The following is a 12875-nucleotide window of genomic DNA, read 5'->3' as shown; positions in this document are numbered from 1 at the left end:
CCCCTGAGGCTAACCATGACAATAAATCCACAGCCCCTCGAAACGATCGAATTCGCCTCGCGCGATGAGATTGAAGCGTTGCAGTTGGCGCGTCTGAAGTGGACGCTGCACCACGCCTACGACAATGTGCCGATGTACAAACGCAAATTCGACCAGGCCGGCGTACACCCCGACGATCTCAAACAGCTGAGCGATCTGGCGCGCTTCCCCTACACCACCAAGCAGGATCTGCGCGACAACTACCCGTTCGACACCTTCGCAGTGCCGATGGAGCAGGTGGTGCGCATCCATGCCTCCTCGGGTACCACCGGCCGCCCGACGGTGGTCGGTTACACCCAGCGCGACATCGATAATTGGGCCGATATCGTCGCCCGCTGCCTGCGCGCCGGCGGCGCCACCGCCAAAGACAAGGTGCACGTCGCCTACGGCTACGGCCTGTTCACCGGCGGCCTGGGCGCGCACTACGGCGCGGAGCGGCTCGGCGCGACGGTGATCCCGATGTCCGGCGGCCAGACGGAACGCCAGGCGCAGCTGATCCTCGACTTCAAACCCGACATCATCATGGTGACGCCGTCCTATTGCCTGACGCTGATCGACGAACTGGAACGCAAAATGGGCGGCGACGCACGCGGCTGCTCGCTGCGGCTCGGCGTGTTCGGCGCCGAACCCTGGACCGAAGCCCTGCGCCACGAAATCGAAACCCGCATGGGCATCAAGGCGCTGGATATTTACGGCCTGTCGGAAGTGATGGGGCCGGGCGTGGCGATGGAGTGTCTGGAAAGCGGCGGCGGCCCCACCATCTGGGAAGACCACTTCCTGCCGGAGATCATCTGTCCGGAGACCGGCATCGCCCTGCCGGACGGCGAACACGGCGAACTGGTGTTCACCACCCTGACCAAAGAGGCGCTGCCGGTGATCCGCTACCGCACCCGCGATCTCACCCGGCTGCTGCCGGGCGACGCGCGCCAGATGCGCCGCATGGGCAAGATCACCGGCCGCTCCGACGACATGCTGATCATTCGCGGCGTCAACGTCTTCCCGTCGCAGGTGGAAGAACAGATCATGCAGTTCGAGCAGCTGTCGCCGCACTATCAGCTGCAGGTCAGCCGCAGCGGGCATCTCGACACGCTGGCGGTGCGCGTCGAGCTGAAAGAATCGGCGCTCAGCCTCAGCCATCAGCAGCGTTGCGATATCTGCCACCAGCTGCGCCATCACATTAAATCGATCGTGGGCGTCAGCACCGACGTCAGCATCGCCAACTGCGGCGATATTCCGCGCTCGGAAGGCAAGGCGCAGCGCGTGGTCGATCTGCGGCCGCGCTGAGGCGCACGGCGTCACGGATGACGCCGCCCCAAATTATGTTAATGTTGTGGCTCATCGAAGGCTAACCCATGGAAAAATATGGAACATAAACTGGATGAGTTCATTCGCCATGCCGTCGACGCCCAGCCGATCAGCGGCACGTCGCTGATCATTTCGCTGTACGGCGACGCGCTCAGCCACCGCGGCGGCGAAGTGTGGCTCGGCAGCCTGAGCGCGCTGCTGGAGGCCTTCGGTTTCGGCGATCGTTTCGTGCGCACCTCGGTGTTCCGCCTGCAAAAAGAAGGTTGGCTGGCGGTGGAGAAAATCGGCCGCCGCAGCTTCTACCGCGTGACCGAGCAGGGAATGCGCCAGTTCCGCCACGCCGAATCGAAGATCTATCTGCGCGAGCAGCCCGCTTGGGACGGCAAGTGGGAGCTGTTGCTGCTGGAATGCGCCGAAAAAAACGCGCGTGCGCGGCTGAAAAAAGAGCTGGGCTGGCTCGGGTTCGGGCAAATCGCCAACAATCTGATGGCCGCCCCCACCCATGCGCAAACCGACGTGACGGCGCTGCTCGGCGAACTGAACGCCAGCGAGCAGGTGATCTACTTTCGCGCCGATTACCCCTATAACCGCTCCGAGCAAACCCTGCAGAAACTGGTGGCCGACTGTTGGTCGCTCAGCGACGTGGCGGCCGGCTATCACGAGTTTATCGTCTCCTTCCGGCCGCTGATGGCGCTGCTGCGCGAAGTCGACCCGGCGGCGCTGACGCCGCTGCGCTGCTTCCAGATTAAGCTATTATTGATTCACTTCTTCCGTCGCGTGGTGTTGAAAGATCCGTTGCTGCCGGACGCGCTGCTGCCCGCGCAGTGGGAGGGCCAGATCGCCCGCAACCTGTGCATCAATCTCTATCAGCAGGTCGATCGCGCCGCGACGGAATACGTCAGCGCGCTGGCGGAGACCACCATCGGCGCCCTGCCCGCGCCGGCCGCCGGCTACTATCGGCGCTTCGGCGGCCTGCCGCGCGACCCTACATATTAAGGAACTCACGCTATGCCTGTGTATCAGATTGACGGCCTGACGCCGGTCGTTGACCCCAGCAGTTACGTGCACCCGACCGCGGTGCTGATCGGCGACGTGATCGTCGGCAAGCACGTGTATATCGGCCCGAACGCCAGCCTGCGCGGCGATTTTGGCCGCCTGGTGATCTGCGACGGCGCCAACATTCAGGACAACTGCGTGATGCACGGCTTCCCGCAGCAGGACACGGTGGTGGAAGAAGACGGTCATATCGGCCACGGCGCCATCCTGCACGGCTGCCGCATTCGCCGCAACGCGATGGTGGGCATGAACGCGGTGGTGATGGACGGTGCGGAGATCGGCGAGAACACCATCGTCGGCGCGATGGCGTTCGTCAAAGCCGCGGCGGTGATCGAAGCCAACAAGCTGGTGGTCGGCAGCCCGGCGCGCGTGCTGCGCGATCTGACCGAACAGGAGCTGGCCTGGAAGATCGCCGGCACCCGCGAGTATCAGGATCTGGTGCAGCGCTGCAAATCCTCGCTGCACGAAGTGGCGCCGCTGGCCGAAATCGAGCCGGGCCGCCAACGCCTGAGTTTCGGCGACCACCTGATCCCGAAAAGCCAGCTGTAGTCACAAGGGCTGAAGGCGCGCCTCAGCCCCTCCCCCGCATTACTTCACTTCCGGCGCCTTGAGCGGCGACGGCTCAGCCGCGCGGCGGCTCTGGAAGTGATAAGCCACCACCAGCAACAGAGTGAACGGAATACCGAACCACAACGTCATGCGGAAAAATTCGGTAAACGCGGTCGAGATCATCAACGCCGCCATCAGCCCGGCGCCCAGCAAGGTGGTATAGGGAAAGCCCCACATGCGAAATTTCAGGTGGGTCTGCCGATGCCGGCGGCGGAAGAACAGGTGGGTGACGAAAATCATCAGCCAGGTAAAGCAGGCGCCATACACCGAGATAGACATCATGGCGGCGAACGAGGTTTCCGGCGCCACCAAGCTCAGCACGATAGACACCACGATACCGATGCACGACATCGCCAGTGCATTGACCGGAATACCGCGCCGGCTGACGCGCCCCAACGCCGCCGGCGCCTGCCCGGCGCGCGACAGCGAGAACATCATGCGAGTGGTGATATACAGCTGGCTGTTCATTGCCGACAGCGCCGCCACCAGCACGATAAAGTTGAAAATACCGGCAGCGGCGGGCAGATGGATCACGTTCATCGCCATCAGGAACGGGCTTTCGCCGGTGCCGGACTGGCGCCAGGGCACGATGGCCAGCATCAGGGCGATCGACAGCATGTAAAAGATGAACAGCCGCACGATGGTGCCCTTGAACGCCGCCTTCACCGCAATCACCGGATTCTTCGCCTCGCCGGCGGCCACCGCGATCATTTCAATGCTCAGGTAGCTGAAGATGGACACGATCACGGCGAACCACATGCCCTTGACGCCAAACGGCATAAAGCCGCCGGCGGTCAGGTTGCGCAGGCCATAGGCCGGGTTGCCCGAGAACGCCAGAATGCCGATGCCGATCAGAATAAACGCCACGATCGCCGTCACTTTGACGGTGGACAGCGCGTATTCCACCTGGCCGAACGATTTCACGCCGATCACGTTAACAACGATCACCGCCGCCGAGAACAGCAGCACCCACGGCCAGGTCGGCGTCGCCGGGAACCAGAACTGCATGTACATGCCGATGGCGGTGACTTCGGTGCCCACCGCCAGCACCACGCAAGACCAGTAAGAATAACGCACCAGAAAACCGAACAGCGGGCCGAGATAGAATTCGGCATAGTCGCCGAACGAGCCGGGCGTCGGGTGTTCGGAGGTCATTTCCGCCAGGCTGCCCATCAGCAGCAGCGCAATGACGCCACCGATCAGGTAGCTCAGCAATACCGACGGCCCCGCCATCTGAATGGCGTAGGCGCTGCCGAGAAACAGCCCGGTGCCGATGGCGCCGCCGATCGCCAGCATCGACATCTGCCCGGCGGTAAGATGCTTGTTCAACCCGCCCTGGCGGCGGGCGATATGCTCAAAATCATTCATCTGTGGCATGGCTGTGCTCCCGGGCGGAGTTAGGCGGTACGGGTGACGTCGAGAATGGCGGCGGTCACGTAGTCAATGTTGCCGGGATTGAGCCCCGGCAAGCACATGCGGCCGGGTGAGACCAGATAGATGGCGTAGCGCTGTCGCAGAGTCTGCAGCTGCGCTTCATTCAGGCCGGTATAGCTGAACATGCCGCGCTGATCGCGTATGCGCCGGTGATCCAGCGAAGAACCGCCCTGCGCCAGCCCGGCGGCCAGCTGTTCACGCATTTGCTTGATGCGCGAGCGCATTTCCGCCAGCTCATCGCGCCAAAGCTCGCCGAGTTCGGCATCGCCAAGCAGAGTTTCCACGATCTGGCTGCCGTGCGTCGGCGGGCAGGAGTAGCTGCGGCGGATCAGCGTTTTTAACGCCCCTTTGACGTTGACGGCGTTTTCCGCATCGGCGCAGCGCACCGACAGCGCGCCCAGACGCTGGCCGTACAGCGCGACGTTTTTGGAAAACGAGTTGCAGACCAAAAATGGCAGATCGGTTTTCAGCGCTTCGCGCAACGCAAAGCAGTCCTCCTCCAGCCCGTCGCCGAAGCCCTGATAGGCGATATCGAACAGCGGCAGCAGGTTACGCCGCTGCAGCACGGCGAGCGTGGCGCGCCACTGCTCCGCCGTCAGATCGGTGCCGGTCGGGTTATGGCAACAAGGATGCAACAGGACCACGCTGCCGGGCGGCAGGCTGTCCAACGCGTCGAGCATGGCGGCGAAACGCAGGCCGCCCGCCGCTTCATCAAAGTAGGGATAGGTATTCACCCGCAGCCCGGCGCCTTCGAAAATCGCCCAGTGATTGGCCCAGGTGGGATCGGACACCCAAATTTCACCGCGCGCCAGAAAGTGGCGCAAAAAATCCGCCGCCAGCTTCAACGCGCCGGAGCCGCCGACGGTCTGCACCGTGGCGATCTCGGCCGCCTGTTGCTCACCGAACAGCAGCGTCTGCACCTGGCGAGCGAACTGCGGCGAACCTTCGATCGGCGGATAACCGTGCGGGCGACGCAGCGCCAGCAACCGCTGCTCGGCGGCCTCAACCGCCTGCATCAGCGGAATATTCCCCTGTCGGTCGTAATACAGCCCAATGCCTAAATTCACTTTTTTCGGATTGGGATCCTGCAAATAGGTCTCCATGAGCGACATAATAGGGTCGGCGGCGGAAGGTGTAATCTGTTTAAACATGACTCATCCTTAACTCGTTATTGAATTAATATTAAGACTGACTTAAGAAGAAATTAAATCAGGCGATGGCGCTGACGGTAATTTCTATTTTCATTCCCGGCACCACCAATTTTTCGACAATGACCGTGGAGCGATTGGGATAAGGATAATTAAAGTATTTCCGGTAAATATCATCGAGTAATTTAACGTCATTGACGTCGGTGAGATACACGACCACCTGCAGCACTTTATCGCTGTGGCTGCCCGCCGCCTTCAGCGTCTGCGCCAGATTATCGAAGGTCAGCGTAATCTGTCGCTCCGGTGCGCCGGTGTCGATGCTGCCGTCCGCCCGCACCGGGCCGTGAGCGGTAAACAGCATGCCGCCACCCCGGGTGGCCCAGGAAAAAGGCTGGCCGATCTCCGGCAGCCCGGTTTCTACGATCTCGCGCATGTCAGTGGTTCCCGTGATGGTTAAGTTGGCGAAGCAGCGCGCCGTCGGCGGCGAACAACGCATCCAGAATGGTAAAATGATTGGCGCCGGGCACCGCGACCAGGTCGGCCGGCAGCCCGCGTTGACGCAGCGTCGCATGATAGTGTTGCGACTGACCTCTCAGTTCCGGCAGCTCCAATGCGCCGTAATACAGCGTAAGCGGCTTGCCGCGCGTCGGCAGGCGGCGCGCCGGGCTGAGCGTTTCAATTTGCCGCGCGCTCAGCTGCAGCGCCCGATTGACATAGCTTTGTTGCAGCGGCGCCAGCTCGAACAGGCCGCTGATGGGAAAGACGGCATCCACCAACGCATGCTGCTGCCAGAACGCCGCCAGATGCCCGCCGGCAGAATGGCCGCACAGATAAACCGGATGGGCATAGTGCGGCGGCAGGCGGCGCTGAATGGCATTCAACGCCACCCCGATCTGTCGGCATATTTCGTCAAGATCCACCGCCGGCGCGAGCGCATATTCCACCAGCACCACGTCAAAACCCAACGCCAACGGTTCGGCGGCGATAAAGGCAAAATCCGCCTTATCGCAGAATTGCCAATAGCCGCCGTGAATAAAAATTAACGTCCCCTGGTGCTGCTTTGCAGAATAGAGCCAATCAAATGTTTCGCGTTCGCCGTTGCCATAAGCAATATTATTTTCATGGCGCGTCTGTTTATAAACAGCCGCGCTGCGGGTTTGAAATGAAGTCAAAATAGCCGCTTCATTATCCACCGTGGCGCCGTTATCATAACTCCCCGCAAGTGGTTTCATATATTAAACTTCGTTTATTATTTAAAATGTAAATTAACTATTAGCACCGGCAAAATTATTGTCAAGACGGGCGCACCAGCAATGCGCGCCCGGTAAAATAAAACCTGCAGAATAATGAAAAAGTTTAACCCATGAAACTTTTTGCGTTTATTTCCCCCGCCAGTCCGGCTGAATTTGCGGCAAGGCGCTGAGCCGTTCAAATGCATAATCCCAAAAGGCGCGCACCTTCAGCGGCATGCGTTGCGCCTGCTGCGCCACCAGCTGTACCGGCATTGGCAACGGCTCATGATCCGTCAACAGCCGCACCAGCGTACCGGCGGCCAAATCGTCCGCTACCTGATAAGAGAGCAACCGGGCGATGCCCTTGCCGGCGCGCACCGCCAGCAGTTGCGCTTCCACGTCGTTGAGCAACAGTCGGGGAGCCAATCGCACCCGTTCGCCGTTTTCCTGCGGGCCGAAGCGCCATTCGCGCAGCGACGGCCGCTGGGTGCCGACGATGGTGGCGTGCTCCGCCAGCTGCGCCGGCGATCGCGGTTCACCGCAGCGCGCCAGGTAATCCGGGCTGGCGACCGTCATCCGGCTGACCTGCCCCAGTCGCCGCGCCACGCGGGAAGAGTCCTGCAGATGACCGATGCGCACCGCGATATCCAACCCTTCGTCAATCAGATCGAGATTGCGATCGTTCAACACCATTTCGATCTGCATCTGCGGGTAGTCATCGAGAAATGCCATCACCACCGGCGCCACGTACCGGCGGCCGAACTGCACCGGCGAGGTAACGCGCAGCAAGCCGCTCAGTTGCGCTTCGGCGGTATCCTGCACCACCGCCTGATAATCCTGCAGCAGCTGTTGCGCGCGTTCCAACAGCCGCATACCCGCTTCGGTGGGGGCCAGCCGTCGGGTGGTGCGCTCCACCAGCCGGGTGCCAAAACGCTGTTCCAGCGCGGCGATGGCCCGGGTGATCGCCGGCGCCGAACGCCGCAGTTTGCGCCCGGCCGCCGCCAGGCTGCCTTGCTGCACCACCGCCACGAAGATGGCCAACTCGTCTAGCCGATCCATAGATTCTTCCGAAAAGTGAAATTATCAATTTCCACATTGCCGTATTCCGCTCACTCAGCGCAAGAGTATGCTGACAAAAAGCACTGAGGAGAAACGCCATGTCCGCCATCACTCTCTACGGCACCCCGCTTTCCGGCCACGTTCACCGCGTAGCGTTGCTGCTGCGCATGCTGGCGCTGCCCTATGAATGGGTCGAAGCCTCGGCGGAGGTGCGGCAGAGCGCAGCCTTTCGCCGGCTCAACCCGTTAGGCCAGATCCCGGTCTTGCAGGACGGCGATCTGACGCTGGCCGACAGCAACGCCATTCTGGTCTATCTGGTGAAACGCTATGCGCCGGACAGCCACTGGCTGCCGGAACAGCCGGCCGCGGCGGCGCAAGTGCAAGCCTGGCTTTCCAAAGCCGCCGGTGAAGTTCGCTACGGCCCGGCCTCTTGCCGACTGATCGCCCAATTCGCCGTGCCGGAGGATTATCAGGCGGCGCGGGCGATCAGCGATCGTTTCCTGCCGCAGATGGAACAGCACCTGAGCGAGCGCGACTACCTGGCCACCGAACACCCGACCATCGCCGATCTGGCCTGCCACAGCTACGTGGCGGTCGCGGCCGAAGGCGGCATTTCGCTGGCGCCTTACCCTGCGATACGCCGCTGGACGGCGCGCATCGCGGCGCTTCCCGGTTTCTTCGCCATGCCGGCCCTGCCGGCGCCGGCGGGGAGCTGACGCCATGATCCCGCAACTGTTCCATCCCGACGAGCTGCGCGCGCAGACGCTGGCCGGGTTTGGCGGCGTAGGCGGCGGCATCTATCCCGCGATGCCGGATCAGCACCGCGCGTTTTTCGCCGCGCTGCCCTACCTGTTCGTCGCCACGCTGGATGAACAAGGCTGGCCGATCGCCACCCTGTTCACCGGCCCGCCCGGATTTTTACGCGCGCCGGACGACACGCATTTACGCATCAGCGCGCCGCGTCGCAGCGACGATCCCGCCCAGGCGCTGTTGCTGCCCGGCAAACCGATCGGCGCGCTCGGGCTCGACTTCAGCAACCGGCGACGCAACCGCGCCAACGGCACCGTCGGCCGCACCGACAAAAACCGGGTGGAGATCGTCGTTCAACAAAGCTTCGGTAACTGCCCGCAGTACATTCAGCGCCGCGAACTCTACCCGGTGGACAGCCGGCCACAGCCGGTTGAGCATTTAGCCTCGCTGGATGCGGCGGCGCAGGCGCTGATCCGCGCCGCGGATACCAGCTTCGTTGCCAGCTGCGCGCACCTGGCACTGACGCAGGGCGGCATCGATATTTCTCATCGCGGCGGCCGCCCCGGCTTTATCCACCTGGAAGGTGACACGCTGTGGATGCCGGACTTTCGCGGCAACCGCTATATGAACACGCTGGGCAATCTGCTGGCCGAACCGCGGGCGGCGCTGCTGTTCATCGATTTTGAACGCGGCGACGTGCTGCATCTGCAGGGGGAAACGCAGATCCTCTGGCAAGCGGAGGGGCATCCCGCCGTTGAAGGCGCAGAACGCTATTGGCGGTTTGACGTTCGTCGCGCCTGGCGTTTTACGGCAGCGTTGCCGTGGCGGGGGCGCAATCTGGAGTATTCGCCGGCGACGCTGGCGACCGGGGTGTGGCAGCGCTGAAATGAAAAGCCCCGCTGCGGCGGGGCTGGATCGGAAATTACAGGCTGTGTTCGGCCGCCGATGCGGCCTGATAAAGCTGACGAAAATAATTCAACCGCGCAAAGAACAGGCGGCTTTGCTGCTCCGACATATTGCCGGCCACCTGCCCGGCGTCAATCTGCCGCCCTTGCCATTCCATCAGAGCGATGCTCGACGCCAAAAAATCCATTTCGCTGCCGTAGGCCGCGAGATGTCTGTCCACTGATTTCATCATTCGCACACTCCTTTTAATTACATCGAAAAGGGTCATATGCCTGCTCTTTCAGTATCGGCCCGGCGGAGGATATTTTTTGTACAGAAGGTGCGCATAAAGAAAACGATCATCCTGTTGCCGCGCGGGCAAACGGCGGCGGCAAAATTTGCTAGGGTAAAGGGTAGCCGTATGGGATAGACCACTCTGTTGAACTCAGCAAAGAAGGAAGAGACTCATGAGCACCAGCATCTGCGCTACCCTCAAGGACCCCACGCTGTTCCGCGAGGCCAATTACATCGACGGGCAATGGTTGCCGGCCAAAGCAGGCCACGCGATCGCCATCCATAACCCCGCCAACGGCGAGTTGGTTGGCCATGTGCCGGCCTTCGGCGCCGAAGAAACCGCGCGCGCCATCGCCGCCGCCAAGAAGGCGCTGCCCGCCTGGCGTGCGCTGACCGCCAAAGAGCGCGCCGGCAAACTGCGGCGGCTGTTTGAGCTGATGATGGAAAATCAGGAGGATCTGGCGCGCATCATGACGGCGGAACAGGGAAAACCGCTGGCTGAAAGCCGCGGTGAGATCGCCTATGCCGCCTCCTTTATCGAATGGTTCGCCGAGGAAGGCAAGCGGGTCTACGGCGACACCATTCCGCAGCCCCAGACGGGCCGCCGCATCATCGTGCAGAAAGAGCCGATCGGCGTGTTCGCCGCCATCACCCCGTGGAACTTCCCGGCGGCGATGATCACCCGCAAAGCCGGCCCCGGCTGGGCGGCGGGCTGCACCGGGGTGATCCGCCCCGCCAGCCAGACCCCGTTCTCGGCGCTGGCGATCGCCGTGCTGGCGGAGCGCGCCGGGCTGCCCGCCGGGGTGTGCAATGTGATCACCGGCCCCAGCAAAGGCATCGGCGGCGAGCTCACCGCCAACCAGGACGTGCGTAAACTCTCCTTCACCGGCAGCACCGAAGTCGGCGCGCAGCTGCTGGCCCAGTGTGCGCCCACCATCAAGAAAACCAGCATGGAGCTGGGTGGCAACGCGCCGTTTATCGTGTTCGACGACGCCGATCTGGACGCCGCCGTGGCCGGCGCGGTCGCCTCGAAATACCGCAATGCCGGCCAGACCTGCGTCTGCACCAACCGTTTTCTGGTGCAGGACAGCGTGTACGACGCCTTCGCCGCCAAACTGAAAGCCGCCGTCGCCAAGCTGAAAGTCGGCAACGGCCTGGATGACGGCGTCACCATCGGCCCGTTGATTAACCCGGACGCGGTGGAGAAAGTGCGCGAGCATATCGCCGACGCCGTCGAGCACGGCGCCTCGGTGCTGCTGGGCGGCAAGCCTGACGCGCTGGGCGGCAATTTCTTCACCCCGACCATCCTGACCGACGTGCCGCGCACGGCAAAAATCTTCCGCGAGGAAACCTTCGGCCCGGTGGCGCCCCTGATCCGCTTCAGCCAGGAGGCCGACGCCGTCGAGATGGCCAACGACACGCCGTTCGGCCTGGCCGCTTACTTCTACAGCCGAGACATCGGCCGGGTGATGCGCGTGGCCGAAGCGCTGGAGTACGGTATCGTCGGCATCAACGAAGGGTTGATCTCCACCGAGGTAGCGCCGTTCGGCGGCATGAAACACTCCGGTTTGGGCCGCGAAGGATCGAAGTACGGCATCGAGGACTATCTCGAAATCAAATACCTATGCCTTGGCGGCGTGGATGCCTGATGCGTTCGGCCCCCGCACCTGCGGGGGTTCTGTCTGGCGTTTGCTATCTTTAGGTTAGGCATCTTTGTGCGGTTAAAAGGGATTGTCTCTATGCGGCCCATCTCGGTACATCTGCCCGGCTTTTACGTCGCCGGCCAAACAGTCAGAACCACCAACCAGAACGAAACCCAAGCCGAAACGGCAAAGATTCCCGCGCTGTGGTCGGATTTTTTCGCTACCTCACCCGCCCTGCCGGTATACGGGGTCTATTCCAATTACGCTTCCGACGCCAGCGGGCCGTTTGACGTCACCGCCGGCAGTGAGGCACAGAGCGGTTTACACATCCAACCCGGCCGCTATCTGGTCTTCCCCGCCCGTGGCGCGATGCCGGCGGCGGTCATCGCAAGCTGGCAGCGCATCTGGGCCTACTTCGAACAACACCCTGAGATCGAACGCCGCTTCCTGACCGACTTCGAAGCCTATACCGGCCCCGACGCGGTCGATATCCACATCGGCTGCCGCTAACGCGACAATGAGGTCAACGATGATCGCCTTCTCGCCCGCCATTCCGATCCTGCGTATCTTTTCGGTCGACAAGGCCAAAGAGTTTTACCTGGATTTTCTCGGTTTCACGCTGGAATGGGAGCACCGTTTCAGCGAAGACCTGCCGCTGTACATGCAGATTGCCCGCGCCGGGCTGACGCTGCACCTGAGCGAACACTACGGCGACAGCACGCCCGGCGCCGCCATTTTCATTCCGATGCAGGACATCGATGCGCTGCACCGGGAGCTCACGGCCAAAAACTACCGCTATGCACGGCCGGGCCTGGAGATTGTCGATTGGGGCAAGGAACTGAACCTCACCGATCCGTTCGGCAACCGCCTGCGGTTCTGCGAACAGAACCGCAGGTCCTGAGCGCCGTTATTGCCGGTACTCCGCCTCGCTGACCGGCTCCAGCCAGGTCACCGGAGTGCCGTCCAGCGCTTCGGCGATGGCGATATGAGTCATGGCGGTGTCCGGCGTCGCACCGTGCCAGTGTTTGACGCCAGCCGGGATCCAGACGATATCGCCGGGGTGCATTTCCTGCGTGGCCTCGCCCCACATCTGGATCCAACCGCGTCCCTGAGTGACGATCAGCGTCTGGCCGAGCGGATGCGTATGCCAGGCCGTGCGGGCGCCGGGCTCAAAGGTGACGGTTGCGCCGCCCACTCTGGCCGGCGCTTCGCCAGCGAACGGCGCGTCGATGCGCACCTGCCCGGTAAAATAATCCGCCGAACCGCGCTGTGATGGGATCGAACCGCTGCGTTGTATTTTCATCTGTTTTATCCTCCGCGCCGGCTCTCACAACCGGCGCTGATAGTCATAAGTGAGTGATGCCAAGATAGCGCCATGCTTTTCCGCCGACTAGCGGGTAAAATGCGCAAGGAGCTATGAG

The 12875-nt window shown here is 62.2% G+C and carries 15 protein-coding genes; 8 read left to right on the top strand and 7 right to left on the bottom strand.

Going from position 1 to position 12875, the window contains the following annotated elements; genetic code table 11:
• Nucleotides 1-15: 15 nt before the first annotated feature.
• The 3 genes from paaK to paaY all read left to right on the top strand — a co-directional run bounded on the left by paaK (nt 16) and on the right by paaY (nt 2949).
• The gene (paaK, locus tag ACJ8PL_RS11630) at nt 16-1323 is read left to right on the top strand and encodes a phenylacetate--CoA ligase PaaK (protein WP_016927188.1); all 1308 of its coding nucleotides are present in this window, start codon (nt 16-18) and stop codon (nt 1321-1323) included.
• A gap of 78 nt (nt 1324-1401) precedes the next feature.
• Nucleotides 1402-2340 carry a phenylacetic acid degradation operon negative regulatory protein PaaX gene (gene paaX, locus ACJ8PL_RS11625; RefSeq protein ID WP_016927187.1) on the top strand — a complete coding sequence of 313 codons (939 nt, stop codon included), beginning with the start codon at nt 1402-1404 and terminating at the stop codon, nt 2338-2340.
• Between the two features lie 12 nt (nt 2341-2352).
• The gene (paaY, locus tag ACJ8PL_RS11620; protein ID WP_016927186.1) at nt 2353-2949 is read left to right on the top strand and encodes a phenylacetic acid degradation protein PaaY; all 597 of its coding nucleotides are present in this window, start codon (nt 2353-2355) and stop codon (nt 2947-2949) included.
• Nucleotides 2950-2988: 39 nt separating this feature from the next.
• Here the strand turns inward: paaY and ACJ8PL_RS11615 are convergent, their stop codons facing one another.
• The 5 genes from ACJ8PL_RS11615 to ACJ8PL_RS11595 form a co-directional block, all read right to left on the bottom strand.
• Entirely contained in the window at nt 2989-4386 is a 1398-nt protein-coding gene (locus tag ACJ8PL_RS11615; RefSeq protein ID WP_016927185.1) for an amino acid permease, read from the bottom strand.
• 20 nt (nt 4387-4406) lie between these two features.
• The gene (locus tag ACJ8PL_RS11610; RefSeq protein WP_016927184.1) at nt 4407-5594 is read right to left on the bottom strand and encodes an amino acid aminotransferase; all 1188 of its coding nucleotides are present in this window, start codon (nt 5592-5594) and stop codon (nt 4407-4409) included.
• A 58-nt stretch (nt 5595-5652) separates the two neighbouring features.
• Entirely contained in the window at nt 5653-6024 is a 372-nt protein-coding gene (locus ACJ8PL_RS11605) for a RidA family protein (protein ID WP_016927183.1), read from the bottom strand.
• A 1-nt stretch (nt 6025) separates the two neighbouring features.
• Nucleotides 6026-6823 (bottom strand): alpha/beta hydrolase, encoded by a 798-nt coding sequence (locus ACJ8PL_RS11600; protein ID WP_016927182.1) that lies wholly within the window; start codon nt 6821-6823, stop codon nt 6026-6028.
• Nucleotides 6824-6970: 147 nt separating this feature from the next.
• A complete protein-coding gene (locus tag ACJ8PL_RS11595) occupies nt 6971-7882 on the bottom strand; it encodes a LysR family transcriptional regulator (protein ID WP_016927181.1) in 912 nt (303 codons plus the stop codon).
• A gap of 98 nt (nt 7883-7980) precedes the next feature.
• On the opposite strand from ACJ8PL_RS11595, the gene ACJ8PL_RS11590 reads away from it, so the two are divergent.
• Nucleotides 7981-8598, top strand: coding sequence for a glutathione S-transferase (locus ACJ8PL_RS11590; RefSeq protein WP_016927180.1), 618 nt, complete (start codon nt 7981-7983; stop codon nt 8596-8598).
• 4 nt (nt 8599-8602) lie between these two features.
• Nucleotides 8603-9517, top strand: a complete 915-nt coding sequence (locus ACJ8PL_RS11585) for a pyridoxamine 5'-phosphate oxidase family protein (protein WP_079451542.1) — start codon at nt 8603-8605, stop codon at nt 9515-9517.
• Nucleotides 9518-9554: 37 nt separating this feature from the next.
• Here ACJ8PL_RS11585 and ACJ8PL_RS11580 read toward each other — a convergent pair whose 3' ends face one another.
• A complete protein-coding gene (locus ACJ8PL_RS11580; RefSeq protein WP_004935234.1) occupies nt 9555-9770 on the bottom strand; it encodes a glycogen synthase in 216 nt (71 codons plus the stop codon).
• A 214-nt stretch (nt 9771-9984) separates the two neighbouring features.
• Between ACJ8PL_RS11580 and gabD the strand changes: the two genes are divergently transcribed.
• From gabD to ACJ8PL_RS11565, 3 genes are all read left to right on the top strand, one after another.
• Nucleotides 9985-11460, top strand: a complete 1476-nt coding sequence (gene gabD / locus ACJ8PL_RS11575) for an NADP-dependent succinate-semialdehyde dehydrogenase (protein ID WP_016927178.1) — start codon at nt 9985-9987, stop codon at nt 11458-11460.
• A 90-nt stretch (nt 11461-11550) separates the two neighbouring features.
• Nucleotides 11551-11964, top strand: a complete 414-nt coding sequence (locus ACJ8PL_RS11570) for a GyrI-like domain-containing protein (protein ID WP_016927177.1) — start codon at nt 11551-11553, stop codon at nt 11962-11964.
• Between the two features lie 22 nt (nt 11965-11986).
• The gene (locus tag ACJ8PL_RS11565; protein ID WP_025159860.1) at nt 11987-12355 is read left to right on the top strand and encodes a glyoxalase/bleomycin resistance/extradiol dioxygenase family protein; all 369 of its coding nucleotides are present in this window, start codon (nt 11987-11989) and stop codon (nt 12353-12355) included.
• A gap of 6 nt (nt 12356-12361) precedes the next feature.
• Here ACJ8PL_RS11565 and ACJ8PL_RS11560 read toward each other — a convergent pair whose 3' ends face one another.
• The gene (locus tag ACJ8PL_RS11560) at nt 12362-12757 is read right to left on the bottom strand and encodes a (R)-mandelonitrile lyase (protein WP_016927176.1); all 396 of its coding nucleotides are present in this window, start codon (nt 12755-12757) and stop codon (nt 12362-12364) included.
• Between the last annotated feature and the right edge of the window lie 118 nt (nt 12758-12875).

Source organism: Serratia sp. CY83965, from assembly GCF_052166375.1.
Taxonomy (GTDB): Bacteria; Pseudomonadota; Gammaproteobacteria; order Enterobacterales; family Enterobacteriaceae; genus Serratia; species Serratia marcescens.
Note: the sequence above shows the minus strand (reverse complement) of the source record. Positions and strands in the feature narration are given on the sequence as shown.

Coding starts and splice junctions, on each gene's coding strand:
- paaK (WP_016927188.1), top strand. CDS start 16: ATGACAATAAATCCACAGCCCCTCGAAACGATCGAATTCGCCTCGCGC.
- paaX (WP_016927187.1), top strand. CDS start 1,402: ATGGAACATAAACTGGATGAGTTCATTCGCCATGCCGTCGACGCCCAG.
- paaY (WP_016927186.1), top strand. CDS start 2,353: ATGCCTGTGTATCAGATTGACGGCCTGACGCCGGTCGTTGACCCCAGC.
- ACJ8PL_RS11615 (WP_016927185.1), bottom strand. CDS start 4,386: ATGCCACAGATGAATGATTTTGAGCATATCGCCCGCCGCCAGGGCGGG.
- ACJ8PL_RS11610 (WP_016927184.1), bottom strand. CDS start 5,594: ATGTTTAAACAGATTACACCTTCCGCCGCCGACCCTATTATGTCGCTC.
- ACJ8PL_RS11605 (WP_016927183.1), bottom strand. CDS start 6,024: ATGCGCGAGATCGTAGAAACCGGGCTGCCGGAGATCGGCCAGCCTTTT.
- ACJ8PL_RS11600 (WP_016927182.1), bottom strand. CDS start 6,823: ATGAAACCACTTGCGGGGAGTTATGATAACGGCGCCACGGTGGATAAT.
- ACJ8PL_RS11595 (WP_016927181.1), bottom strand. CDS start 7,882: ATGGATCGGCTAGACGAGTTGGCCATCTTCGTGGCGGTGGTGCAGCAA.
- ACJ8PL_RS11590 (WP_016927180.1), top strand. CDS start 7,981: ATGTCCGCCATCACTCTCTACGGCACCCCGCTTTCCGGCCACGTTCAC.
- ACJ8PL_RS11585 (WP_079451542.1), top strand. CDS start 8,603: ATGATCCCGCAACTGTTCCATCCCGACGAGCTGCGCGCGCAGACGCTG.
- ACJ8PL_RS11580 (WP_004935234.1), bottom strand. CDS start 9,770: ATGATGAAATCAGTGGACAGACATCTCGCGGCCTACGGCAGCGAAATG.
- gabD (WP_016927178.1), top strand. CDS start 9,985: ATGAGCACCAGCATCTGCGCTACCCTCAAGGACCCCACGCTGTTCCGC.
- ACJ8PL_RS11570 (WP_016927177.1), top strand. CDS start 11,551: ATGCGGCCCATCTCGGTACATCTGCCCGGCTTTTACGTCGCCGGCCAA.
- ACJ8PL_RS11560 (WP_016927176.1), bottom strand. CDS start 12,757: ATGAAAATACAACGCAGCGGTTCGATCCCATCACAGCGCGGTTCGGCG.